Annotated in this window: 23 protein-coding genes and 1 tRNA gene; 12 read left to right on the top strand and 12 right to left on the bottom strand. The window is 70.4% G+C overall.

Annotated elements, in window-relative coordinates; translation table 11 throughout:
• Positions 1-10: 10 nt before the first annotated feature.
• Positions 11-2,185 carry an ATP-dependent DNA helicase RecG gene (locus BLU02_RS00890; RefSeq protein WP_060923096.1) on the bottom strand — a complete coding sequence of 725 codons (2,175 nt, stop codon included), beginning with the start codon at positions 2,183-2,185 and terminating at the stop codon, positions 11-13.
• Positions 2,186-2,245: 60 nt separating this feature from the next.
• On the opposite strand from BLU02_RS00890, the gene rsmD reads away from it, so the two are divergent.
• Positions 2,246-2,860 carry a 16S rRNA (guanine(966)-N(2))-methyltransferase RsmD gene (gene rsmD, locus BLU02_RS00885; RefSeq protein ID WP_083370848.1) on the top strand — a complete coding sequence of 205 codons (615 nt, stop codon included), beginning with the start codon at positions 2,246-2,248 and terminating at the stop codon, positions 2,858-2,860.
• On the opposite strand, the gene thiL is transcribed toward rsmD, so the two are convergent.
• Positions 2,830-3,825 carry a thiamine-phosphate kinase gene (thiL, locus tag BLU02_RS00880; RefSeq protein WP_083370847.1) on the bottom strand — a complete coding sequence of 332 codons (996 nt, stop codon included), beginning with the start codon at positions 3,823-3,825 and terminating at the stop codon, positions 2,830-2,832. The two genes, rsmD and thiL, sit on opposite strands and share 31 nt — an antisense overlap.
• 23 nt (positions 3,826-3,848) lie before the next feature.
• On the opposite strand from thiL, the gene BLU02_RS00875 reads away from it, so the two are divergent.
• Positions 3,849-4,331 (top strand): DUF3515 domain-containing protein, encoded by a 483-nt coding sequence (locus tag BLU02_RS00875; RefSeq protein WP_025103314.1) that lies wholly within the window; start codon positions 3,849-3,851, stop codon positions 4,329-4,331.
• A 22-nt stretch (positions 4,332-4,353) separates the two neighbouring features.
• Here BLU02_RS00875 and BLU02_RS00870 read toward each other — a convergent pair whose 3' ends face one another.
• From BLU02_RS00870 to leuC, 6 genes are all read right to left on the bottom strand, one after another.
• A complete protein-coding gene (locus BLU02_RS00870) occupies positions 4,354-5,436 on the bottom strand; it encodes a D-alanine--D-alanine ligase family protein (protein WP_060922900.1) in 1,083 nt (360 codons plus the stop codon).
• Positions 5,336-6,475: an NAD(P)H-dependent glycerol-3-phosphate dehydrogenase gene (locus tag BLU02_RS00865; protein WP_060922899.1), complete on the bottom strand. Its 1,140-nt coding sequence runs from the start codon at positions 6,473-6,475 to the stop codon at positions 5,336-5,338. The genes BLU02_RS00870 and BLU02_RS00865 overlap by 101 nt, the downstream gene beginning before the upstream one ends.
• Complete coding sequence (locus tag BLU02_RS00860; RefSeq protein ID WP_029989231.1) at positions 6,465-7,220, bottom strand: lysophospholipid acyltransferase family protein; 756 nt, start codon at positions 7,218-7,220, stop codon at positions 6,465-6,467. The genes BLU02_RS00865 and BLU02_RS00860 overlap by 11 nt, the downstream gene beginning before the upstream one ends.
• A gap of 5 nt (positions 7,221-7,225) precedes the next feature.
• Positions 7,226-8,593, bottom strand: coding sequence for a UDP-N-acetylglucosamine 1-carboxyvinyltransferase (gene murA / locus BLU02_RS00855; RefSeq protein WP_060922898.1), 1,368 nt, complete (start codon positions 8,591-8,593; stop codon positions 7,226-7,228).
• Positions 8,594-8,654: 61 nt separating this feature from the next.
• On the bottom strand, positions 8,655-9,275 hold the full coding sequence (gene leuD / locus BLU02_RS00850; RefSeq protein ID WP_060922897.1) for a 3-isopropylmalate dehydratase small subunit: 621 nt from the start codon (positions 9,273-9,275) through the stop codon (positions 8,655-8,657).
• A 2-nt stretch (positions 9,276-9,277) separates the two neighbouring features.
• Positions 9,278-10,714, bottom strand: coding sequence for a 3-isopropylmalate dehydratase large subunit (gene leuC, locus BLU02_RS00845; protein ID WP_060922896.1), 1,437 nt, complete (start codon positions 10,712-10,714; stop codon positions 9,278-9,280).
• A gap of 187 nt (positions 10,715-10,901) precedes the next feature.
• Between leuC and BLU02_RS00840 the strand changes: the two genes are divergently transcribed.
• Positions 10,902-12,197, top strand: a complete 1,296-nt coding sequence (locus BLU02_RS00840) for an O-acetylhomoserine aminocarboxypropyltransferase/cysteine synthase family protein (protein ID WP_060922895.1) — start codon at positions 10,902-10,904, stop codon at positions 12,195-12,197.
• Entirely contained in the window at positions 12,194-13,507 is a 1,314-nt protein-coding gene (locus BLU02_RS00835; RefSeq protein ID WP_060922894.1) for an LLM class flavin-dependent oxidoreductase, read from the top strand. Before BLU02_RS00840 ends, BLU02_RS00835 begins: the two co-directional genes overlap by 4 nt.
• A gap of 16 nt (positions 13,508-13,523) precedes the next feature.
• On the opposite strand, the gene BLU02_RS00830 is transcribed toward BLU02_RS00835, so the two are convergent.
• A complete protein-coding gene (locus tag BLU02_RS00830) occupies positions 13,524-14,531 on the bottom strand; it encodes a TerC/Alx family metal homeostasis membrane protein (protein WP_060922893.1) in 1,008 nt (335 codons plus the stop codon).
• A 267-nt stretch (positions 14,532-14,798) separates the two neighbouring features.
• Between BLU02_RS00830 and BLU02_RS00825 the strand changes: the two genes are divergently transcribed.
• From BLU02_RS00825 to BLU02_RS00810, 4 genes are all read left to right on the top strand, one after another.
• Entirely contained in the window at positions 14,799-15,356 is a 558-nt protein-coding gene (locus BLU02_RS00825; RefSeq protein WP_060922892.1) for an RNA polymerase sigma factor, read from the top strand.
• Positions 15,353-16,441, top strand: coding sequence for a DUF4349 domain-containing protein (locus BLU02_RS00820; protein ID WP_060922891.1), 1,089 nt, complete (start codon positions 15,353-15,355; stop codon positions 16,439-16,441). The genes BLU02_RS00825 and BLU02_RS00820 overlap by 4 nt, the downstream gene beginning before the upstream one ends.
• Positions 16,442-16,505: 64 nt before the next feature.
• Positions 16,506-17,054: a helix-turn-helix domain-containing protein gene (locus BLU02_RS00815; protein ID WP_060922890.1), complete on the top strand. Its 549-nt coding sequence runs from the start codon at positions 16,506-16,508 to the stop codon at positions 17,052-17,054.
• Positions 17,054-18,295: an MFS transporter gene (locus BLU02_RS00810; protein WP_083370846.1), complete on the top strand. Its 1,242-nt coding sequence runs from the start codon at positions 17,054-17,056 to the stop codon at positions 18,293-18,295. Before BLU02_RS00815 ends, BLU02_RS00810 begins: the two co-directional genes overlap by 1 nt.
• Positions 18,296-18,705: 410 nt before the next feature.
• On the opposite strand, the gene BLU02_RS00805 is transcribed toward BLU02_RS00810, so the two are convergent.
• Positions 18,706-18,888, bottom strand: coding sequence for a hypothetical protein (locus BLU02_RS00805; RefSeq protein WP_060923671.1), 183 nt, complete (start codon positions 18,886-18,888; stop codon positions 18,706-18,708).
• Positions 18,889-19,101: 213 nt separating this feature from the next.
• Between BLU02_RS00805 and BLU02_RS00800 the strand changes: the two genes are divergently transcribed.
• Both BLU02_RS00800 and BLU02_RS17325 read left to right on the top strand, forming a co-directional pair.
• The gene (locus BLU02_RS00800; protein WP_060923670.1) at positions 19,102-19,626 is read left to right on the top strand and encodes a hypothetical protein; all 525 of its coding nucleotides are present in this window, start codon (positions 19,102-19,104) and stop codon (positions 19,624-19,626) included.
• On the top strand, positions 19,610-19,747 hold the full coding sequence (locus BLU02_RS17325) for a hypothetical protein (RefSeq protein ID WP_157546954.1): 138 nt from the start codon (positions 19,610-19,612) through the stop codon (positions 19,745-19,747). The genes BLU02_RS00800 and BLU02_RS17325 overlap by 17 nt, the downstream gene beginning before the upstream one ends.
• A 60-nt stretch (positions 19,748-19,807) precedes the next feature.
• Here the strand turns inward: BLU02_RS17325 and BLU02_RS00795 are convergent.
• Positions 19,808-19,880 (bottom strand) — tRNA-Glu (locus BLU02_RS00795).
• Positions 19,881-20,031: 151 nt separating this feature from the next.
• Here BLU02_RS00795 and BLU02_RS00790 point away from each other — a divergent pair.
• Positions 20,032-20,670, top strand: coding sequence for an MBL fold metallo-hydrolase (locus tag BLU02_RS00790; RefSeq protein ID WP_025103300.1), 639 nt, complete (start codon positions 20,032-20,034; stop codon positions 20,668-20,670).
• The gene (locus BLU02_RS00785; protein ID WP_231919612.1) at positions 20,667-21,197 is read left to right on the top strand and encodes a GNAT family N-acetyltransferase; all 531 of its coding nucleotides are present in this window, start codon (positions 20,667-20,669) and stop codon (positions 21,195-21,197) included. The genes BLU02_RS00790 and BLU02_RS00785 overlap by 4 nt, the downstream gene beginning before the upstream one ends.
• Here the strand turns inward: BLU02_RS00785 and pepN are convergent.
• Positions 21,194-23,677: an aminopeptidase N gene (gene pepN, locus BLU02_RS00780; protein ID WP_060923371.1), complete on the bottom strand. Its 2,484-nt coding sequence runs from the start codon at positions 23,675-23,677 to the stop codon at positions 21,194-21,196. The two genes, BLU02_RS00785 and pepN, sit on opposite strands and share 4 nt — an antisense overlap.
• Positions 23,678-23,723 lie beyond the last annotated feature (46 nt).

Below are 23,723 nucleotides of genomic sequence, written 5' to 3'. Positions count from 1 at the left end.
GGAACGGCGATCAGTTCTTCGCCAGCGCCGCGCGATCCTCGTCGGTGACGCGCCGTCCGATGGCCTCCCGGAGCCCGGGGTGCGCCGTCAGCTCGGGGTCGGCGGCGAGGATGTCCTCCGCGAGCTCGCGTGCCCGGGTGATGAGAGCGGCATCCTTGACGACGCGCAGCAGCTTGAGGGACGACCGCACCCCGGCCTGTGCCGCGCCGAGCACGTCGCCCTCGCCGCGCAGTTCGAGGTCGACCTCAGCCAGCGCGAACCCGTCGAGGGTGGCGGCGACCGCGTCGACGCGTTCGCGAGCCACCGATCCGGCCTCGGCCTCGGTGACGAGCAGGCACAGCCCCGGGACGCCGCCTCGCCCCACCCGACCGCGGAGCTGGTGCAGCTGGGAGACGCCGAAGCGGTCGGCGTCCAGCACGATCATCGTCGAGGCGTTGGGGACGTCCACGCCCACCTCGATCACGGTCGTCGCTAGGAGGAGGTCGATCTCCCCGCGGGCGAAGGCCTGCATGACGGCGTCCTTCTCCTCCGAGGGCATCTTCCCGTGGAGCACCGCCCGTCGCAGACCGCCGAGGGTCGGATGCGTGGCCAGCGCCTCGTCGAGCTGCACGACACCCCATCGAGGGCCTTTGCCGCCCTCGGGGGCGAGCAGCGCCTGCTCCCCCGCCTCGGCCGTCTTCGCCGCGGTGTCGATGGCCGCGCAGACGGCGAACACCTGCCGGCCCTGCGCGATCTCCTCCGCCGCCCGTTCCCACACCCGGTTGAACCAGCCCGGGTGCTCGGCCAACGGCGCGACGTACGACTCGATGCCGGCACGACCGGCGGGCATCGTGCGGATGACCGAGGTGTCGAGGTCGCCGAAGACCGTCATCGCGACCGTCCGCGGGATCGGGGTCGCGGTGAGGACGAGCGCGTGCGGGCTGGATCCCTTCGCCCGCAGCGCCTCCCGCTGCTCGACCCCGAAACGGTGCTGCTCGTCGACCACGACCAGACCGAGATCGGCGAACGTGGTCTTCTCCCCGAGGAGCGCGTGGGTGCCGACCACGATCAGCGCCTGGCCGGAGGCGACGCGCAGCGCGGCCTTGCGGCGATCGGCCGCCGGCATCTGCCCGGTGAGCAGCGTCGGCATCAGCAGCGGGGCCAGCTGCGGGCCGAGCATCTTCGTGATCGAACGCAGATGCTGCGCCGCGAGGACTTCCGTCGGGGCGATCAGGGCCGCCTGTCCGCCGCTCTCGGCCACCTGCAGCATCGCCCGCAGCGCGACCAGCGTCTTTCCCGAACCGACCTCGCCCTGCACGAGCCGGTTCATCGGCCAGGAGCCGACGAGGTCGTCTGCGATCTGAGCGCCGACCGTCTCCTGATCCGGCGTGAGCGTATAGGGCAGAGCGGCATCGAAGCGCTCCAGCAGCCCGCCGGGTGCCGCCGGCCGCGAGGTGGCGGCCAGGGCGCGAACCGCGTCGCGCTGCTGGAGCAGGGCCGTCTGGAGCGTGAGCGCCTCGTGCATGCGCAGCGTGCGGACGGCGGGATCGATGTCGTTGCGGGAACGCGGGCGGTGGATCGCCTCCAGAGCCTCTCGCGCCGTCAGCAGCTCCTCGCGGGTGCGGATCTCCGGGGTCAGCGGGTCGGGGACCGACGAGAGGTCGTCGAGGACGCGCCCGACGAGGCGGGCGATCTGCCACGTCTGGATCGCGGAGGTGGCCGGATAGATCGGGATCGGGACCGCCGCCCTCGCATCCGCCCGCCGGCGCGCCGCGTCCTCGTCGTCGAACAGCTCGTATTCCGGGTGGGCGAACTGGGTCATCCCGTTGAACTCGCCCACCTTCCCGGAGAAGACCCCGCGGCGCCCGACAGCCAGATCCTTGGAGCGCCACTCCGCCGCGCCGACGTTCTTCGCGAAGAAGGTCAGCGACATGCGACCGACGCCGTCGCCGATGACGACGTCGACCATGGCTCCCGGTCGATTGCGCATCCGGCGGAAGCTCGACGAGAGGACCTCGGCGACGATCGTGACGGTCTCCCCGATCGGGAGGTCGCGGATGGGAGTGAGCTCCCCCGGGTCGGCGTACCGACGCGGGTAGTGCGCGAGCAGGTCGCCGACGGTCTTCATGCCGAAGGCGCGGTCGAGCGTCTTGGCCGACGCCGCACCGAGGGCCTCCTCGAGCGAGGATTCGAGCGTGAGCGACATGCTCCGAGTCTAGGGAACCGCACGGACACGACCGTCCGCGGCCTGTCGTATCGTGAACGGGTGACGAGGATCATCGCCGGAACGGCACGCGGCACCCGGCTCGACGTCCCCGGCGCCGGGACCAGGCCGACGAGCGACCGCGTGCGCGAGTCGCTGTTCGGCGCCCTGGAGTCGCTCGACGCGATCGCGGACGCCCGCGTGCTCGACCTCTACGCGGGCTCAGGAGCGCTCGGGCTCGAAGCCCTCAGCCGCGGGGCCCGGAGCGCCGACCTCGTCGAGCGCGGCCGGCAGGCCGCCGCCGTCGTGCGGCGCAACGCCGCGGCCGTCGCGAAGGCCTCCGGCACCGCGACCGCACGGGTGCAGGAGGCGACGGTCCGGGCGTTCCTCGGCCGAGCGTCCGGGCCCTACGACCTCGTGTTCACGGATCCGCCGTACGACATCGGCGACGAGGCGATGGACGGCGACCTCGCCGCCCTCGCTCCGCTGCTCAGCGACGATGCCGTGGTGGTCGTCGAACGCGCCCGGCGTTCGTCCACACCCGACTTCGCCGCGGCCGGACTCCGGGTTTTCCGGGAGAAGACCTACGGCGACACGACCCTCTGGTGGGCGGAGCCCGACCTCGAGGACGCCGCCTCCGCGACCGCTCAACCGGCGACGGAGTCCCAGTCCCGGTAGGGATCCCAGCCGCTGACGTCCACGGGACCGTCGTCGCAGAGCAGGTCCTCCTCGCCGCGCGGACGCACGACGCCGATCGCACGGAAACCCGGCGGCAGCACGCCGTCCGGGAACGTCGCGAGCAGGGCGTGGTCCTCCCCGCCTGCGAGCGCGCGCTGCGGGTTCGCGCCGAGCGCGGCGCCGTCCAGCGCGAGGGTGACGCCCGAGGCCTCGGCGAGGCGACGCGCGTCGAGGGCGAGCCCGTCCGAGACGTCCATCATCGCGGTCGCCCCGGCCGCCGCCGCGACCACGCCGAGGCCGATGGGCGGCGACGGCCGCAGCTGCGCGGCGACCGCGGCGCTCTCCCCGGGTGCGAGAGCCGCGGGATCGACCGGGACCGGCGTCTCGCCGTCCCGGAAGCGTCCGAACAGCACGGCCAGCCCGTGTGCGGCGTGACCCAGCTCTCCGGCGACGGCGACGACGTCCCCCGGTCGCGCCCCCGCCCTGGTCACCGGTGGGCGGCCTTCCAAGTCGCCCAGAGCCGTCACAGCGACGGTGAGCACCTCGGACACCGTGAGATCGCCGCCGACCACCGCGCACCCGGGGGCGAGCGCCGCGCAGGCCTCGCGGAAGCCGTCGGCCAGGCGCTCCACGAAGGACAGCCGGAGGTCGCGCGGCACGGCCAGAGCCACGAGCAGCGCGGTCGGGCGTGCGCCCATCGCGGCGATGTCGGCGAGGTTGACCGCCGCCGCCTTCCAGCCGAGGTCGTACCCGCTCGTCCAGGCGAGCCGGAAGTCGGGCCCGTGCACGAGCGTGTCCGTCGTCGCGACGACCGATGCCGAGGGGGCGGCGATCACGGCCGCATCGTCGCCGGGACCGAGAAGCGTGTGCGCTCCCGGCGCGGTGCGCTGGAGGATGGCGCGGAGGATGCGACCCTCCGAGAGATCTCCCAGGCGCGGATCGTCGGAGTCGGGTCGGGAGGGCATGTCGTCAAAGGTAGCCTGGATACATGCTTCGTTCCCGCCGCCTCGCTGCCGTCGCGGGGGCGATCGCCCTCGCCGCCGGACTCGCCGGATGCTCCACGACCGTGCACCTCGAGCCGGCGGCCGACGCGAACGACCCGGCCTGCGCGAACGTCTCCGTGCTCCTGCCGGACACCGTCGGGGGGTACGAGCGCGTGTGGACCGACGCGCAGGCGACGGGCGCCTGGGGAGACCCCACGGTCGTCCTGCGCTGCGGCGTGGAGCCGCCCGCCCCGTCCGATCTCGTCTGCACCACCCTCGGCGGCGTCGACTGGCTCGTCCTGGAGCAGGAGGAGGAGCGCCAGCGCCTCGTCACCTACGGTCGGGAACCGGCCATCGAAGTGATCATCCGCCGCGGCGAGCAGGTCGACTTCCAGTCGATCGTCGACAGCCTGTCGTCGAACATCCAGTCCGGGCTCGCCCCGGCGACCGCGCAGTGCACCGACCGGGTGGAGTTCCCCGCGAGCTGAGCACGCGCGGGGAACCACGACGTCAGCGGCGCAGACCGGCCTCGACGAGCTCGGTGATGAGGTCGCCGTAGCTCAGTCCCGATGCCACCCAGCACTTCGGGAACATCGAGATGGGCGTGAATCCGGGCATGGTGTTGAGCTCGTTCACGACGAGCTCGCCGGTCGGGGTGAGGAACATGTCCACCCGGGCGAGGCCGCGACCGTCGACCGCCTGGAAGGCCCGGACGCCGGCCTCCTGAACGGCGGCCACCTCCGCGTCGGTCAGCTCCGCCGGGCACACCACATCGACGCCGTCGCCGCCGAGGTACTTCCCCTCGAAGTCGTAGAAGCCGCGATCGGTCAGCACGATCTCGCCGGGGAGCGAGGCGCGGACGCCCTCGGCCGTCTCGAGGACGGCGACCTCGATCTCCCGGCCGGTGACACCGGCCTCGATGAGCACCTTGTCGTCCTCGGCGAACGCGATCGCGAGGGCGGCGTCGAGTTCCTGCGGCGCCGACACCTTCGAGACCCCGACGCTCGACCCGGCGCGGGCGGGCTTGACGAAGACGGGCAGGCCGAGGTCGGCGGCACGGGCGCGGAGGGCATCGGGATCGGCGTCCCACTCCCGACGGCGCACGGTCACACCCGGCGCCACCGCGATCCCGGCGGCCTGCAGGGCGATCTTCATGAAGTGCTTGTCCATGCACAGCGCCGAGTCGAGCACGCCGCCCCCGGCGTAGGGGACCTCGAGCGTGTCGAAGTAGCCCTGGATCGTGCCGTCCTCGCCGTGCGGTCCGTGCAGGATCGGCAGCACGACGTCGATCTCGCCGAGTCCCTCGGTCTCACCGCCCGGATGCACGACCCGCAGGGTGCGGTCACCCCCGGGTTCCGGCCAGAGCACCCGGGTGCCGTTGTCGACGACCTCCGGGAGATGCGCGGCGTCGAGCGGGAACTTCGCCGGGTCGTCGTCCTCGAGGACGAAGGCCCCCTCGCGGGTGATCCCCACCGGGATCACGGCATACCGCTCACGATCGATCGCGCCCAGCACTCCCCCCGCCGTTGCGGAACTGATCGAATGCTCGCTGGAGCGCCCTCCGAAGAGCACCACCACCGTCTGCTTGTCCATGGTTGGTCCTCTCCCCCTGCGGGGTGTCGTCGTCCGTCGTGAGATGCGGGGCGATGTCCCGGGGATCCATCTTGCCGTCGAGCACCATCTTCACCTGCTCGACGATCGGCATGTGCACATCGGCTTCGCGGGCGAGCTGCAGCACCGGCGCGACCGAGGCGAGCCCCTCGGCTGTCTGCTGCATCTGCTTCACGACGTCCTGGAAGCTGTAGCCCTGCCCGAGCAGCCGCCCGGCGGTGTTGTTGCGGCTCAGCGGCGACTGGCAGGTCGCGATGAGGTCGCCGAGACCGGCCAGCCCCTGCAGGGTCTCCGGCTGGGCGCCGTTCGCGACCGCGAAGTCGGTCATCTCGACGAGGCCGCGGGTGATGATCGACGCCTTGGTGTTCTCGCCGTAGCCGACGCCGTCGACGATGCCGATGGCGACGGCGATGAGGTTCTTGAGCACTCCGCCGAACTCCGTGCCGATGACGTCCGTGTTCACGAACGTCCGGAAGTAGGAGTTGCGCGCGGCCCGAGCCACGACGTCCGCGGTCTCCTGGCTGCGCGACGAGATCACGGCCGCGGTCGGCTGCTCCCGCGCGATCTCCAGGGCGAGATTCGGTCCGGAGGCCACGGCGATCCGGTCGGGGTCGCACTGCAGCTCCTGCTGGATGACCTGGCTCATGCGCAGACCGGTGCCCCGCTCGACGCCCTTCATGAGGCTAACGATCTTCGCGTCACCCGAGGCGATCAGCGGGCGCAGTGCCTTGAGGTTCTCCCGCAGCGACTGGCTCGGCACGGACAGGTACACCTGGTCGACGCCGTCGAGCGCGGTCGCCAGCTCGTGCGTGGCCGCCATCGTCCGGGGCAGATTGATACCCGGCAGGTAGCGCGAGTTGCGCTTCGCCTCGTCGATCTCATGCGCGAGCTCGGCCCGACGCGCCCACATCGTCACATGGGCGCCGCCATCGGCGAGGATCTTGCCGAACGTGGTGCCCCAGCTGCCGGCGCCGATCACGGCGACGCGGGGTCCGGCCGGCGCGGTTCTCTTAGGGGTCAAGGCGTCCGGTCTCCTTCTGTCCGTGGCTCGCCGGGTTCCAGCGCTCCGCGGGGGCCTTCTCGCCGCGTACCTGCTCCAGCAGCGCGGTGATCGCGTTCATGAGTCGGTTGGTGGCCTCCGTCAGCGCCGCCGGCTCACCCGCGCGGCCGCGGAGATCGGAGACGTCGACGGGGTCGCCGACGATGACGGTGACGGGCTTCCGGAGCGGCCAGAGGCTGAGCCCCTTCTGGTAGCGGCCCATGATCGCCTGGGTCCCCCACTGGGCCATCGGGATCAGCGGGATGCCGTCGGCGAGGGCGAGCCGCACCGCGCCCGACTTGCCGCGCATCGGCCACATGTCGGGGTCTCGGGTGAGCGTGCCCTCCGGGTACACGATCACGCCGCGGCCGTGCTCCACGAGAGCTGCCGACTGGGCCATCGTCTGCTTCGCGGACGACGCCGACGAGGTGCGCGCGACCGGGATCATCCCCGTCTTGCGCAGGAACCACCCGAGCACCGGCACGCGGAAGAGGCTCTCCTTGGCCATGAACCGCGGAGCACGCCCGATCCGCCAGACCGCCAAGGCGACGATCAGCGGGTCGAACTCCGAGTAGTGGTTCGGGGCCAGGACGAACGCGCCCTCTCGCGGGAGCTTCTCCGCACCGATGATGCGGACCTTCGCGATCAGCGACACCAGCGGGACGACGATCGCCGCGAGCGGCCAGAACACGCTCGGCCGCGTCTTCTCCGGAGACCGGGAAGCCATGGGGCTCACCGGAGGACGTCGAAGTCGGCGCCGAGCGCGTCGAGCTTGGCGAGGAACTTCTCGTATCCGCGGCTCAGGATGTCGACGCCCGACACCTTCGACTCGCCCGTGGCCGTCAGGGCCGCGATCACATGGCTGTAGCCGCCGCGCAGGTCGGGCACCACGATGTCGGCGCCGTGCAGAGGGGTGGGACCGGTGATGACGGCTGCCTGCTCCAGATCGCGACGCGGCACGCGCCGGGGCCCGTCCTGCAGACCGCGCGGGTGCACGACGATGTCGGCGCCCATCTTGACCAGCGCCTCGGTGAAGCCCATCCGGTTCTCGTACACGGTCTCGTGCACGACCGAGCGGCCATGCGCCTGGGTGAGCGCGACGACGAGCGGCTGCTGCCAGTCGGTCATGAAGCCCGGGTGCACGTCGGTCTCGATCACGACCGGCTTGATGTCGCCGTCGCGACGGAAGAGGATGCCGTCCTCCTGGATGTCGAACCAGCCGCCCGCCTTGCGGAAGACGTTGAGGAAGGTGAGCATCTCCTGCTGCTTGGCACCGCCGACGAAGATCTCGCCGTCCGTGGCCAGAGCGGCCGACGCCCACGAGGCCGCCTCGTTGCGGTCGAAGATCGACCGGTGGTCGTAACCGCGGAGCTTCTCGACGCCCTCGATGAGGATGACGCGGTTCGGCTCGTAGGAGATGATCGCGCCCATCTTCTGCAGGACGGCGATCAGGTCCATGATCTCCGGCTCGATCGCCGCGTTGCGGAGTTCGGTGATGCCCTCGGCGCGCACCGCGGTGAGGAGCACCTGCTCCGTGGCGCCGACGCTCGGGTAGGGCAGGTGGATGTTCGCGCCGTGCAGGCGGGTCCCTCCCGTCGAGAGGCGGATGCCGCTGGGCAGCTTCTCGACGATCGCGCCGAACTTGCGGAGAGCGTCCAGGTGGAAGTCGATCGGACGGTCGCCGATGCGGCAGCCGCCGAGGTCGGGGATGAACGCCTGACCCAGGCGGTGCAGCAGCGGGCCGCAGAACAGGATCGGGATCCGCGAGGCGCCCGCGTGGGCGTCGATCTCCTCGAAATGGGCCGACTCGACGTCGCTGGGGTCGAACACCAGCGAGCCGGGCTCGTCTCCCTCCGACACCCGGACGCCGTGCACCTCGAGCAGCGAGCGCACCACGGCGACGTCGCTGATGGCCGGCACGTCGCGCAGGACGCTCGTGGTCTCCCCGAGCAGGGACGCGACCATCGCCTTGGTGGCGAGGTTCTTCGCGCCCTTCACGTCGACGCGTCCGCGCAGCGGACGACCTCCACGGATGGCGAGGACGTCTCCGGTCAGCGCGGGGACGTCGTCGGAGAGAGCGTCGCGCACGGGTGTCGTCATTCGGGGCCTCACTTCGTTCATCGGGGGCGGGGTTACCCCTGGCTCCCCCGCCCCCTCCGTCTCACTGGACGGGGAGGGTCCGCGGCCGCCACGACTCGCGACGGGCCTCGAACTGCGCGATCTTGTCTTCGTTGCGCAGCGTGAGCCCGATGTCATCGAGCCCTTCGAGGAGCCGCCATCTAGTGTAATCGTCGATCCCGATGTCGGCCTGGAAGCCGGCCTCCGCGCCCCCGGTGGGGTCGCCGATGGCGGCGGTGCGCGCCTCGAGGTCGACCGTCATCCGCGCGCCGGGAACAGCGTCCATGAAGGCCCAGAACCGCTCCAGGTCCGCTTCGGAGATGGTCGCCGCGAGGAGCCCCTGCTTGCCCGCGTTCCCGCGGAAGATGTCGGCGAACCGGGGGCTCAGCACGACCTTGAAGCCGAAGTCGCGAAGGGCCCAGACCGCGTGCTCACGGCTGGAGCCGGTGCCGAAATCAGGCCCGGCGACGAGCACGGACGCCCCCTGGTACGGCGCCTGGTTGAGCACGAAGGCGGGGTCCTGCCGCCAGCCGTGGAACAGCGCGTCCTCGAAGCCGGTCTTGGTGACGCGCTTGAGGAACACCGCGGGGATGATCTGGTCGGTGTCGACGTTCGACCGCTTCAGCGGCGCGGCGATGCCCGTGTGGGTGGTGAACTTCTCCATGGTCAGGCCTCCAGATCGCTCGGGCTGGACAGGGTGCCGCGGATGGCGGTCGCCGCCGCGACGAGCGGCGACACGAGGTGCGTACGGCCGCCCTTGCCCTGGCGCCCTTCGAAGTTGCGGTTCGAGGTGGAGGCGCAGCGCTCCCCCGGGGCGAGCTGATCGGGATTCATGCCCAGACACATTGAGCACCCTGCGAAGCGCCACTCCGCCCCGAAGTCCTTGATGACCTGATCCAGGCCCTCGGCCTCGGCCTCCAGTCGCACGCGGGCGGACCCGGGGACGACCATCACCCGGACGCCGTCGGCCTTCTTCTTGCCCTGGATGATGGAGGCGAAGGCCCGGAGGTCCTCGATGCGGCTGTTCGTGCACGAGCCCATGAACACCGCGTCGACCGGCACTTCCTTGAGCGGCGTGCCCGGCGTCAGGTCCATGTACTCCAGCGCACGCTCGGCAGCGGCCCGCTCGTTCGGGTCGGCGATCTCCGCCGGGTTCGGCACCGTGGCGGAGAGCGAGCTGCCCTGGCCGGGGTTCGTCCCCCAGGTCACGAACGGCTCCAGCTCGTCGGCGTCGATGAAGACCTCGGCGTCGAACGTGGCGCCCTCGTCGGTCGGCAGCGTGCGCCAGTAGGCGACGGCGTCGTCCCAGTCCTGACCCTTCGGCGCGTGCGGACGGCCCTCGAGGTAGGCGAACGTCGTCTCGTCCGGGGCCACCATGCCGGCGCGCGCACCTGCCTCGATGGACATGTTGCAGATCGTCATGCGGCCCTCCATGGAGAGCGCGCGGATCGCGCTGCCGCGGTACTCGAGCACATAGCCCTGACCGCCGCCGGTGCCGATCTTGGCGATCACGGCGAGGATGATGTCCTTCGCGGTGACGCCGGGGCGCAGCGTGCCCTCGACGTTGATGGCCATCGTCTTGAACGGCTTCAACGGCAGGGTCTGGGTCGCCATGACATGCTCGACCTCGCTGGTCCCGATGCCGAACGCCATCGCGCCGAATGCGCCGTGCGTGGATGTGTGCGAGTCGCCGCAGACCACGGTGATGCCGGGCATGGTCAGGCCGAGCTGCGGGCCGACGACGTGCACGATGCCCTGCTCCGCGTCCCCCAGCGAGTGCAGACGCACGCCGAACTCGGCGGCGTTGCGGCGCAGCGTCTCGATCTGCGTCCGGCTGGTCAGATCGGCGATGGGCTTGTCGATCTCCCACGTGGGCGTGTTGTGATCCTCCGTGGCGATGGTCAGGTCGAGCCGGCGGAGCGGGCGCCCCTCTCTGCGGAGGCCGTCGAAGGCCTGCGGGCTGGTGACCTCGTGCACGAGGTGCAGGTCGATGTAGATGAGGTCGGGCTGGCCGTCCTCACCCTTGACGACGAGGTGGTCGTCCCAGACCTTCTCGGCGAGCGTCCTGGGGCGTGCGGAATCCGCACCGGCGGTGGTGGTCATGGCGTGTCTCCTGTGGATGGCGGTTCGGCCCACGATGGACTCCGCGACGAGGAGGGGCTCAGATCGAGGTCTCGCCGCGGCCGCTAAGAAGGAGCACGGTCCGCATGACGTCAGGTTACCACCGCTCGGACACGCCGAGACACGCCGTGACACTCTGTTGCTCACCCGATCGACCGAGAGGCCCCGCATGACCGTCGAGACCGCCCGCTTCGCCACCCGCGCCGTCCACGCCGCGAGAGGCCGAGCCACTGCCGCCTCCCGTGTGACGCCGATCTACCTGACGGCGGGCTTCGAGTTCGACGACTTCGATCACGCCGCCGACCACTTCGGCACGGGCACCGGATTCGGGTACACCCGCACCGGCAACCCCACGGTGCACGCGGTGGAGCGACAGCTCGCGAGTCTGGAGTCCGGTGCCGACGCCGTGCTCGTGGCCAGCGGACAGGCTGCAGTGACCACTGCTCTGCTCTCGGTCGTGGGGGCGGGCGACCACATCGTGTCCTCGACCCACATCTACGAGGGCACCCGCGGGCTGTTCCTGGACAACCTCGCCCGCCTCGGCATCGAGACGACGTTCGTGGACGACATCGCGGACCCGGATGCCTGGCGGGAGGCCGTACGCCCGACGACGAGGGCGCTGTTCGCGGAGTCGCTCGCCAACGCCCGCAACGACGTGCTCGACGTGGCGGCGGTGAGCGCCGTGGCCGACGAGATCGCCGTCCCCCTGATCGTCGACAACACCCTGGCCACGCCCGCCCTCCTCCGACCGCTGGAGCACGGCGCGGCCATCGTCGTGCACTCCGCGTCGAAGTTCCTCGCTGGCCAGGGTGCGGTGCTCGGCGGCGTGGTGATCGACGACGGCCGGTTCGATGCGGAGCGCGCCGGGCACAACGCCCCGCACCTCGTGCTGCCGGGGCGGGGCGGCGTCCCCAGCGTCTTCGCCCGGCACGGCGGCCGCGCCCGCATCGGGTACGCCAGGGAGTCGGTGGCCCCGCGATTCGGCGCGTCCCCCTCGCCCCTCAACGCGTTCCTCATCGGCCAGGGCACCGAGACGCTCGGCCTGCGTGTGGAGCGCCAGTCGCAGAACGCCCTCGCCGTCGCACGCTGGCTCGCCGCGCACGACGCCGTGGAGAGCGTGGACTACGTCGGCCTGCCCTCGCATCCTCATCACGAGACCGCGCTGCGCTACCTCGACGGCGGATTCGGCTCCATCTTCACCCTCACACTGCGCGGCGGCCTCCCCGCGGCCCGTCGCTTCGTGGAGGAGGTGTCCGTCTTCACCCACATGACGCACATCGGCGACGTGCGGTCGCTCGTGCTGCACCCCGGCACGACCAGCCACGCGCAGCGCACTGAGGCGGAGCGCCGGGTCCTCGGCGTCGGCCCCGGCACGCTGCGGCTGTCGATCGGCATCGAGGATGTCGACGACCTGATCGGCGACCTCGCGCGGGTGCTCGAGAGCGTCAGGGAGACGGTGGCATGAGCCGCCTGCAGCACTTCGGGTGGTTCCTCGCCCGGGGCTTCGGTCCTCAGGGCTGGGGATATCCGTCCCTGGACTGGGACTACGACTGGAAGCGGCCGGAGGTCTACCAGGAGGCCGCCCGCACCCTGGAGCAGGCCGGTTTCGACCTCGTGATCATCGAGGACAGTCCCTCGCTCGGCTCGGCGGACACGATCGACCTGCGCGTGCGTCATGCGTTCGGCGGCCCGAAGCACGACCCCCTGCTGCTCGCACCGTACCTCTTCCAGGCGACCCGTCATCTCGGCGTGGTGCCCACCGTGAACCCCGCGGCCTCGCTGCCCTACACCTCGGCCCGTCAGTTCGCGACCCTGCAGCACCTGAGCGGGCACCGGCTCGGCCTCAACGTGGTCACCGACACCGGCAGCGCCCGGCACTTCTCGGCGGCCCCGCAACTCGGCCACGACGAGGCGTACGACCGTGCCGAGGAATGGCTCGCGGGCATCCGCGCGCTCTGGCGGAGCTGGGACGACGGCGCGCTGGTCGCCGATCCCGTCTCCGGCGTCTACGCGGACGGCACGCGCATGCGTCCGGTGCAGCACCGCGGCGCCCACTACGACTTCGACGGCCCTCTCAACGCCCTGCCCTTCACGGACGGCGAGCCGGCCATCGTCTCCCCCGGCGGCTCCGGGCGCGGCCTGGCGTTCGCGGGGGCGAACTCCGACGTCCAGCTGGCGCTCGCTCCCCTGCACGAGAAGGCGGTTCGGGAGTATCGGCAGCGGGTGCACGACGCTGCTCTCGCCCGCGGGCGCCGGGCCGAGGACGTCAAGATCCTCTTCGCGATCCAGCCCGTGATCACGGCGTCCGCCGAGGAGGCCGACCGGATCGTGGCCGCCTCCGCCCACCCGGACGACGCCGCGCTCGCGCAGATCGCCCGCAAGCAGTCGAGCGACCTAGAGACCGACCTCACGGCCCTCGATCTGGACCGCCCTCTCGACCCCTCGATCTTCGGAGCTCACGTCTCCCGTGGGAGCATCCAGCGGCTGATCGGGGATCGTGGGGAGGATGCACCGCTCCGCGCACACCTGACCGCGCTGGCCAGGACCGGGCGCCTTCGTGATCGCAGCGGCTTCGTGGGCACAGCGGAGGAATTCGCCGATCTCGTCGAGGAGCTCGGCGAGTGGGGCAACGACGGCGTGCTCCTCTGGGGCGACTTCCATCCCGTGACGCTGCACCGGACCCTCGACGAGCTGGTGCCGATCCTCCGCCGCCGCGGGCTCCTCCGCCGCGAGTACGCGGACGGCGGCCTGCAGGCCAACCTGCAGGCGTTCTGACCCGCGCCCCGCCGGATCAGTCCCGGATCGCAGCCGTGCGCTTCTCGGCGCGCTTCTCCCGGGACGAGGCGATCAGGCTCGCGATCGTCGCCACCGTCATCGAGACGAGGATCACGGCGAGCGACACCATGTTGTCGATGTCCGGCACCCATTCCACGTGCTCGCCGCCGTTGATGAACGGGAGCTCGTTGACGTGCAGCGCATGCAGGATCAGCTTGATGCCGATGAACCCGAGGATCACGGCGATGCCGTAGTGCAGGTAGCGGAGGCGGTCCAGGAGGTCGCCGAGGAGGAAGTAGAGCTGGCGCAGCCCCATGAGCGCGAAGATGTTGGCGGCGAAGACGAGGAAGCCGTTGGTCGTGATCTCGAAGATCGCCGGGATCGAGTCGATCGCGAAGATGAGGTCGGTGACGCCGATCGTGATGAACACGATGATCATCGGCGTCCACATCCGCTTCCCGTCGACGGTCGTGCGGATCTTCGAGCCGTCGTAGGTCTCGCTGATGTCGATCCGACGGCGGAGCAGCCGGACGATGAAGTTCTCGCGCTTGACGTCGTCCTCGTGCTCGCCTTCCGGCATCGCCTGCCGGATGGCGGTGTAGACGAGGAAGGCGCCGAACAGGTAGAAGATCGGCGAGAAGTTCTCGATGATCGTCACGCCGACGAGGATGAACAGTCCGCGCAGGATCAGCGCGATGATGATCCCGACCATGAGCACCTGCTGCTGCAGACGTCGCGGCACCGCGAACTGCGCCATGATCAGCACGAAGACGAACAGGTTGTCGACGGAGAGGCTGTACTCCAGCGCCCACCCGGTGATGAAGTCCCCGGCGTTCTGCCATCCGCCCACGTTCCCCAGCAGCACCGCGAAGAGCAGCGCGAGGCCCACGTAGAACACGACCCACAGGGTCGACTCCTTGGTGGAGGGAATGTGGGGGCGCAGCCGGATGAGGAGCAGGTCGCCGATCAGGATGATCGTGAGGACGACCATCGACGTGATCTCGAACCAGACGGGGATGTCCACGGGCGCTGTGCACCTTTCGCGAGGGGTCGGGAATGAGTCGAAAGTCTCTCCCCCGCAGATGTGCGGCGCGCGCCCGGAGCAGCGATGTCGGTGCTCGTGATGACGTTACGCGCGGATTCGGGATACTCCCTCTCGCCCGGGCCATGCTACCGGAGGTGGGGGTCCTCGGGACGAGGAAGTCGACACACGACTGCGGATCCGGATCCGTGCTGAGACGATGGGACATCCGCCGACACTCTCGAGGGAGAGACACCGAACGGAACCAGGATGCCCGGACAGACGAGTGACCAGCGCTGGGCCGCCCAGGCGGCGGCCGGCGATCAGAGCGCCTTCCGCGCCCTGTATCGCGCCCATGTGCGCCCCGTGTACTGGATCGCGCATGGCATCCTGGGCGCCGTCGCCGACGCGGAAGACGTGACGCAGGAGACCTTCGTGGTCGCCTGGCGCAAGCTTCCGGGTCTGCAGCTGCAGGGAGAGTCGATCCTCCCCTGGCTCGCGACGATCTGCCGCTTCCAGGCGGCGAACCGGCTGCGCCAGCGCCGCCGCGACCAGGCGCACACGACGGACGCGGCCGACGACCAGCTCCCCGACGTCGTCAGCGTCGAGGACCAGGTGATCACGGCGGCGCTCGCCGCTCGGATCGCCGCGGAGGTGGGCACCCTGAGCGCGCTCGACCAGGAGATCTTCCGGCTCTGCGCCTCCGAGGGCTACGCCTACCAGGCCGCCGCCGACGAGCTCGGCGTGACGCACGCCGTCGTCCGGAACCGTCTCTCGCGCGTGCGCACTCAGCTGCGCGGCGCCATCAAGGAAGTGAGGGACGCATGAACGACCAGACCCCGCAACAGAGCCTCCCGCCCGTGTCCGACGCGACCGTCGCGCGGATCGAGGAGGCCGTGTTCACCGAGATCCAGGGCGAGCGGCCGCCGGTTCCGCCGCGCGCAGAGGGCGCCAGGAGACGTCGGCGCCGGTGGCTCACTGCCGGCGGGATCGCGGCGGCCTTCGTCGTCGGAGTCCTCGTGACGCCGCCGATCCTCGGTGCCGTGGGAGGGGGCGGCTCGTCCGTGTCCACAGCGGACGGCGTCGTGGGCTGGTCGACCGACGAGGCGGGGTCGGCCGTGCCGGACCGCGCTGTCGAGGGGGCGACCCTGCCCGGTGTCATCGGATCGGACGCCGCGGCATCCGCCGAAGACGGCAGGGAGATCGTCGCCTCGGCCCAGGCCTCGGTGCAGGTGAAGGACATCGCCGATGCCGCCGCCGCCATCGGCGACCTCGCTGTCGAGCACGGCGGCTACGTCGAGAGCACCGAGGTCGGCAAGGCGCTCGCGACGGATGCCCCCGCCGAGCGGGTCCCCGCGGACTCCGGGTACGGCTGGGTCACGGTCCGCGTCCCCGCCGACGACTTGACCACGGTGATCGCCGCCCTCGGCGACACCGGGGAGGTGCTCTCGTCCTCCGTCACGAAACAGGACGTGACCGCCACCGCGATCGACCTCCGCGCCCGCGTGGAGTCGACACGCGCCTCGGTGCAGCGGCTCACGGAGCTCATGAGCCAGTCGGGCACGGTCGCCGATCTCATCGAGGCCGAGGTCGCGCTCACCGATCGCCAGGCGCAGCTCGAGTCGTACGAACAGCAGCTCGCCGCGCTGGAGGATCAGGTGGCCCTGTCGTCCCTCACCGTGGAGCTGTCCCGAGCGGACGCACCGGCCGCGGCGGACCCCGCGGGCTTCGGCGACGGACTCCGGGCCGGATGGAACGGTCTGGTGGTCTCGCTGAACGCCCTGGTGATCGCGTTCGGCTTCCTCCTCCCCTGGCTCGCGGTGACCGCTGTCGTCGTGCTGGTCGTCTGGCTCGTCCGCCGCGGCCGACGGCGCCGGAAGGCCGCGTCCGCTGCGCCCCACGCGGAGGAATAGCCCGCCGTTCCGGGGTATACAAGAAGTCTTGTGCGTCTCCGCACCGGTGCATAGCCTTCGGAGCGTGGAAGACATCTCTGTGATCACCGCCGTGCACCATCCGCTGCGTCGCCGCATCTACGACTACCTCCTGCTGTACGGCACCTCGCAGGTGACGGCGATCGCCCGTGCGCTCGAGAGTCAGGTCGGCAGCATCAGCCATCACCTCCGGATGCTCGAGCGTGCCGGCATCGTCGAGCGCGCCGCAGACCCGACCGGCGATCGGCGCACGAGCTGGTGGACGGTCGCACGGCGGGGCCTGACCTGGTCGGTCGAGGACTTCGCCGACTCCCCCGCCGATGCCCTGCTCGCCCGGGAAGCACAACGGCAGGGCATCCGCATGCAGATCGACCGTCTGCAGCGCTGGCACCGCCGCCGAGGCGAGCCCGCCGTGGCTGACTACGACGCCTCCAACACGGAGACCACCGCGTGGGCGACCCCGGAGGAACTGCGCGACCTCTCCGCGCGCGTGCTGGGCGTGGTGCGGGACTGGCAGGCCTCGATCGACGAAGACGACGGCCGGGCGCGCACGCCGGTGTTCTTCTTCGCCCACGCGTTCCCCACGGAGCCGTGATGACCGCGCTCACCCCGCCCGTCGAGCTCTCCAGTCCCCCTCCGTTCCGGCGTGACCGGATGGTGCACGCGTGGATCGGCGTGAAGGCCCTGTCCGACGCCGGCGACGCCGTGTGGACGATCGCGTTGGCGTGGACAGCCGTGCAGATCGCCTCCCCCGCCGTCGCCGGACTCATCGTCGCCGCCGGCACGGTGCCGCGCGCGATGGTGCTGCTCTTCGGCGGGGTCATCGCAGACCGCGCCGATGCCCGCCGGGTGATGATGGTCTGCAACACGGTCCGCGTGGGGGTGCTCGTCGCCGCTGCCGTGTGGACGGTCTCGCATGCGCCCACCGTGCCCGTCCTGCTCGCCGCCGCCGTGGCGTTCGGAGTGTGCGACGCGTTCTACGAACCCTCGGCCGGCACCATCGGGCGACAGCTGGTACGCACCGACGACCTCCCCTCCTACGCGGCTGTCATGCAGACGGCGTCTCGCCTCGGCACGATGGGAAGCGCCGCTCTCGGCGGCCTGCTCGTCGCCCAGGCAGGTCTCGCGGGGAGCGCATCGGCGAACGCGGTGACCTTCGCTCTGGTCGTCGGGTTCCTGGCGATCGCCCTCCGTCCGCGGTTCCGGCTCGCCCGGGCCCCGCGCACGTCATCCCTGCGGGCGATCGGCGCGGCGTTCGCCCACCTCGGAGCGAACCCCACGACGCGCACGCTCGTCATCGCCCTCTCCGGACTCAATCTCGCCGTGGGACCCGCCGTCGGCATCGGCCTGGCTCTGCGGGCGCACGACGAGGGTTGGGGGGCTCCCGCGGTCGGCCTCTTCGAGGGCCTGCTCGGCCTCGGCGCCGCCGTGGGGGCTGCCACGGTCGCGAGATGGCGGCCGCGCCACGAGGCGCGGAGCGGGTTCGGCGCTCTCCTCGTCCAGGGAGCGGGCATCGTCGCGCTCGGGTTCGGCCCCGCCTGGACGGTGGCCGTCGCCGCCACCGTCGTCGGCGCCACCGCCGGCTACGCCTCCGTGCTGCTGAGCGCGACCTTCGCCTCGACGGTGGACACCGCGTTCCTCGGTCGCATGGGCTCCCTCACCCGGCTCGGCGACGACTGCCTGATGCCGCTCGCGATGGCGGGCTTCGGCGCGCTGGCCTCCCTCACCACCGTCTGGGTGCCGTTCGTCGTGGCCGGTGGCGCGATGATGGCGCTCATGCTCGTGCCGCTCCAGGCCCGGGCGTTCCGGACCCTGTCGCTGGGCGCGGACGACTGACGCGCACGCTCGGAACGACGAAAGCCCCCCGGAGAACCGGAGGGCTTTCGTCGTGTTGTGTGACCCCAGCGGGATTCGAACCCGTGTTGATGCGGTCGTCGAGGTGCTCATGCGCGCCCTCACGTGTGGATCGAGATTCGCTCCGTTCTCTCCGAACGTCGTCTATGCGCTAAGGGCAGTGACCTCGAGCAGCCAGCGTCGCTCATCGTGACCTCATGCTCCGTGCCGCCAATGAGCCGAGCATCTGACCCACATTTCCGCGACGCCGTCGCCATTGATACGTCGGTTCCTCAAGAACATCGCGATGCTCGTCGCTCGACGTGACTCCACGGTCGCGGTCCAGTTGTGGTCGCGGACGACGACAACCGGCGCCGCTCCAGGGCGGTCGATCCGCAGGGATTCGAGTTCGATCAGACGGAGGTAACCAGCTCGCCATCGGTGATGGCACAGCACCCGAACGCAAGCATCTGGGTCGAGTCGCTGTCAGGTCGCATGACGAACCATCCGGCGACACCACCCTGCACGCAGTACCAGGCGAACACGGCCTTCTGGTCGAGAGCGGTTTCCTCGGCGGCATGCAGCCAAGGGATCATCTCGCTCTTCGCAGGGTAGAAGACGTGGTCACGCAGGTCTCGATCTACTCCAGAAAACCAATCGCGGGCACATCACGGTCGGCGCTATGAGTGGCGGTGCACGGAGTTCAGCCGCCGCCGCGCATGTGTTGAGTGACGCTCGCGCATAGAGGGCATACCGACAACACCGCCGGAGGAGCAACCGCTCCAAACTTCTCATCCGAAAGGGACATCATGTTCTCGTTCTTCCAGTCCATCCACAAGTCTCACGCCCTCCTGGTGATGGTGCTTTCAGCCAACACTCTGACATTCGGCGCAGCCCTGGTCTACGGCACCGACCCTCTTGACGTACTTGGCTCGATTCTCGACTGGCTCTCCTTGACCGAGGTTGCGACCTCGATCCGAGCGCTCCAACTCGACGCGCTCCCTCACCTCGCATTCGTCCCGTTGGGCGTGGCTGTAGTCATCACCTTTGCGTGGTGCGTCGATGTCGTGAGAGAGGGAGCGGTGCGCCCGAACATGATGCCGTCGCGCCGGGCGGCGCTCCTGGTGCTCGCGCTCGTCGTCCTGAGCCCCGATACCATGGCACTCGCGTGGCTGGGCACGGCAGCGTGCGCGATTCCCACCGTTATCACCCTCACCGCCAGATACGGGGTGCAGGCGGCTCTCGAAGTGCTCCTGTTGCGAGTGGCCGACATGGTCATGTCAGCGTTCGCGGTCCTACTCTACCCGGTCATGTGGCTTGCCGAGCGGCGGTAGCCAGCTGTTCCGCGCCGTCTGGGTGCCGTTCGTCGTGGCCGGTGGCGCGATGATGGCGCTCATGGTCGTGCCGCTCCAGGCCCGGGCGTTCCGGACCCTGTCGCTGCGCGCGGACGACTGACGCGCACGCTCGGAACGACGAAAGCCCCCCGGAGAACCGGAGGGCTTTCGTCGTGTTGTGTGACCCCAGCGGGATTCGAACCCGCGTTACCGCCGTGAGAGGGCGGCGTACTAGGCCGCTATACGATGGGGCCGTCTTGCAGAACTTTTCCGTTCCGCGACAACCGTTCAAGTATGCCACGGCGATTCTCATGGCGCCAAATCGAGGCCGCTCCAACCAGGATCCCGGGCGTGGCGCGCCGATCTCCGTTTGCCGCAGCCCCCGGGAAGGAGTTGACTCGTCTCATGCGCGTCACCAAGTTCGAACATGCCACCCTCCGTCTGGACCAGAACGACGACACCCTCCTGATCGATCCGGGATCCTTCACCGCGCCGCTGCACGATCTCAGCGGACTGGTCGCCATCGTGCTCACGCACGAGCACCCCGACCACTGGACGCCGGAGCACCTCGACCGGATCCTGCGCGCGGCCCCCGGGACCCCGATCTTCGGGCCGGAGGGCGTGGCGAAGGCGGCGGAGGGCTATGAGGTGACCGTCGTCTCCCCCGGCGACACCGTGGAGGTCGGCGCCTTCACCCTGCGCTTCTTCGGAGGCACGCACGCGGTGATCCACTCGTCGATCCCGACGATCGACAACGTGGGCGTGCTCGTCAACGACACGTTCTACTACCCCGGTGACTCGTATGCGGTGCCCGAGGGCGTCGAGGTCGGCACCCTCGCCGCGCCGCTCGGAGCCCCGTGGCTCAAGATCGGGGAGGCCATCGACTACGTGCTCGCCGTGAAGCCCCGCCGGGCGTTCGGCACGCACGACATGACCCTGTCCGTGATCGGCAAGAACATGCACCGCCAGCGACTGCAGTGGGCGACCGAGCAGGGCGGCGGCGAGTTCCTCGTGCTCGAACCCGGCGACGCCGTGGATCTGTGACCGCACCGCGACGCCTCCTGCCCTCCCCGACGCCGCGGCTCGCCTTCCGGGAGATGACCGCCGACGACCTCGACGAGATGGCGGCGCTCCTCGGGGATGCGGAGGTCATGGCCTACTACCCGGCGCCGAAGTCGCGAACGGAAGCCGCCGCGTGGATCGCGCGCATGCAGCAGCGCTACCGCGAGGACGGCCACGGTCTCTGGGTCATCGAGACGCACGACGGGGAGTTCCTCGGCGACTGCGGTCTCACCTGGCAGTCGGTGAACGACTCCCCCGTGCTCGAAGTCGGGTATCACGTCCGCACCGACCGCCAACGACGCGGCTATGCGACCGAAGCTGCGCGCGCCTGCGTCGACCTCGTCGCGCAGACCTTCGCACCGACCCTCCTCACCGCCATCATCCACCCCGAGAACCAGGCGTCACGAGGCGTGGCGGAGAAGCTCGGCATGACCCACATCGCCGATGACCATGCCCATCCGTGGATCGTGCGGACCGTGATGGGCATGACCGTGGAGGCCGCGACCTAGTCCTGAGCGCCCCGCACCCGCAGGTCACGCGCGAGGTGGTCGCGCTGCTCGATGAGGAGTCGTCGCAGCGCTGCCGGGGCCTCGGGGCTGGCCGACAGCCAGGCATCGACCAGGTCCAGCGAGGACCGCGCGGGGAACAGACCGATCACCAGTCGACGAGCGATCTCGATGCTCCGCTCCGACCACGCCGTCCCGATCCGCTCGAAGTACTCCTCGTCGAAGGACTCGATGAGGTCGCGGCGGCCGCCGGCGCGGAAGCCCGCGATCTCGGCATCGAGGTGGTCGTTGGTGAGAGACCGGTCATCCCATGCGGCCGTCCAGGCGGCCGCGCGCACCGTCGCGTCGGGCACGGAGGCACGAGCGCGGCGGGCGGCGGTGCGTCCGTCGCCGGTGTCGTCCCGCTCCTCCTCCGCGGCGATGTCCGTGAGATCGGCGCGGCCGGTCGTCACGAGGGCCGTGAGGAGCTGCCAGCGCAGGTCGGGATCCACGACGAGCCCCTCGGGCACATCGCCGTCGAGCAGGGCACGGACCTCGGCGTGATGGATGTCGTCGAAGGCCGAGGCCGCCGCCAGCGCGCGCGCCCAGGAGAGCTGGGCGTCGCTGCCGGCGTCCGCCTGCTGCAGCGCCGACCACGTGGCTTCGGTCCAAGCGCGCTGCTCCGCGTCGCGTCGGTCGTCGCGGACGAAATGCCGCAGCGCGAAAGCGGCGTCGAGGAGCGCTGCGGCCAGCAGACCGCCGTTCGACTCCCGCGGCGCGTGCGCCCGCACGATCGCGACGAAGCGGGCCGCGTCGAGCTCGCCGTCGCGGGTCGCGTTCCACAGCGACGACCACACGAGCGCACGGGCGAGCGGGTCCTCGATGTCGGAGAGGGACTCCTCGACGGTGCGCAACGACCGCTCGTCGAGGCGCGCCTTCGCATAGGTGAGGTCGTCGTCGTTGAGCAGCACGAGATCGGCCTCGGGGAGGTCGATGTCGACGCGCTCCCCGATCAGGTCCAGCTCCCGCTGCTCCCGCCGCACGATGCGGCCGTCCACGCGGTCGTACAGCCCGATCCGCAGGCGGTGCGGACGCACATCGTCCTGCACGAGGTGGTGTCCTCCGTCGTCGTCGGTCTCCGTCCAGATCGTCGAGACGCCCGTCGTCTGCAGCCAGGCGGCTGCCCAGTCGGTCATGTCCCGCCCGGACACCGCGCTGAGCTCGACGAGGAAGTCGTCGAGAGTGGTGTTGCCGAAGGCGTTGGCGGCGAAGTACCGGCGAGCCCCCTCGAAGAAGGCGTCATCGCCCACGAACGCGACGAGCTGCTTCAGCACCGAAGCGCCCTTGGCGTAGGTGATGCCGTCGAAGTTCAGCTTCGCGGCCTCGAGGTCGGGGATGTCGGCGACGATGGGATGCGTCGTGGGGAGCTGGTCCTGCTGGTAGGCCCAGGCCTTGCGCCGCATGGCGAACGTCACCCAGGCGTCGTGGAACCGGGTGGCCACCGCCGAGGCGTGCGAGCCCATGTAGTCGGCGAACGACTCCTTGAGCCAGAGGTCGTCCCACCACGTCATCGTGACGAGGTCGCCGAACCACATGTGCGCCATCTCGTGGAGGATCGTGTTGGCCCGGCTCGCCCGCTGCGCCTCGGTGGCGGCGCCGCGCGAGAGGTAGCCCTCCGTGAAAGTGACCAGACCGGGATTCTCCATTGCACCGAGGTTGTACTCGGGGACGAAGATCTGGTCGTACTTGCCCCACGGATAGGGATAGGCGAAGGCGTCGGTGAAGAAGTCGAGCCCCTGCCGGGTGACCTCGAGAATCTCGTCGGCCTCGAGGTGGTCGACGAGCGAGCGGCGGACGAACACCCCGAGGGCGACCCGCTGTTCGTCTCTGGTCCACTCCCCGTCGACGCGGGCATAGGGGCCGGCTGCGACCGCCGTGATGTAGCTCGAGATCGGCAGCGTGGCAGCGAACTGCACCCGTTGCACGCCGACGCCGAGGTCGACGTGAGCCGGCGACTGGTTCGAGAGCACCTCCCACCCGGACGGCGCGTCGACGACGAAGGTGTACTCCGCCTTCATGTCCGGCTGCTCGAAGCAGGCCATCACCCGGCGGGAGTCCGCGGGCTCGTACTGGGTGTACAGGTAGGTGCGATCGTCCGCCGGGTCGTGGAACCGGTGCAGGCCCTCCCCCGACCGGCTGTAGGCACCGACCGCCTCGACCAGGACGACGTTCGAGGTAGCGAGGCCGTCGATCGTCAGGCGCGCCCCGTCGTAGACGACGTCCCGCTCCTCGCCGTTCACTTCAACGCGGACGACCTCTTCGCCGATGAAGTCCAGCCACGTGCTCTGGACGGTCGCATCGAACTCCAGCACGGTCGTGGTCGGGAAACCCGTGCGCGCCCGCTCGGGGGCTCCGGTCAGGTCCAGCTCGACGCGGATGCGGTGCAGGGTGATCGCAGCGGATCGCGCCGCGGTCTCCTCACGGGTCAGGTTCGCGGTGTGCATCCCCCCATCCTGGCATCTTCCCGGGGGCGATCGGGGAGCGTCGGCG

Origin of the sequence: Microbacterium paraoxydans (assembly GCF_900105335.1) — a bacterium.
In the GTDB taxonomy this organism is placed as follows: Bacteria; Actinomycetota; Actinomycetes; order Actinomycetales; family Microbacteriaceae; genus Microbacterium; species Microbacterium paraoxydans.
Note: the sequence above shows the minus strand (reverse complement) of the source record. Positions and strands in the feature narration are given on the sequence as shown.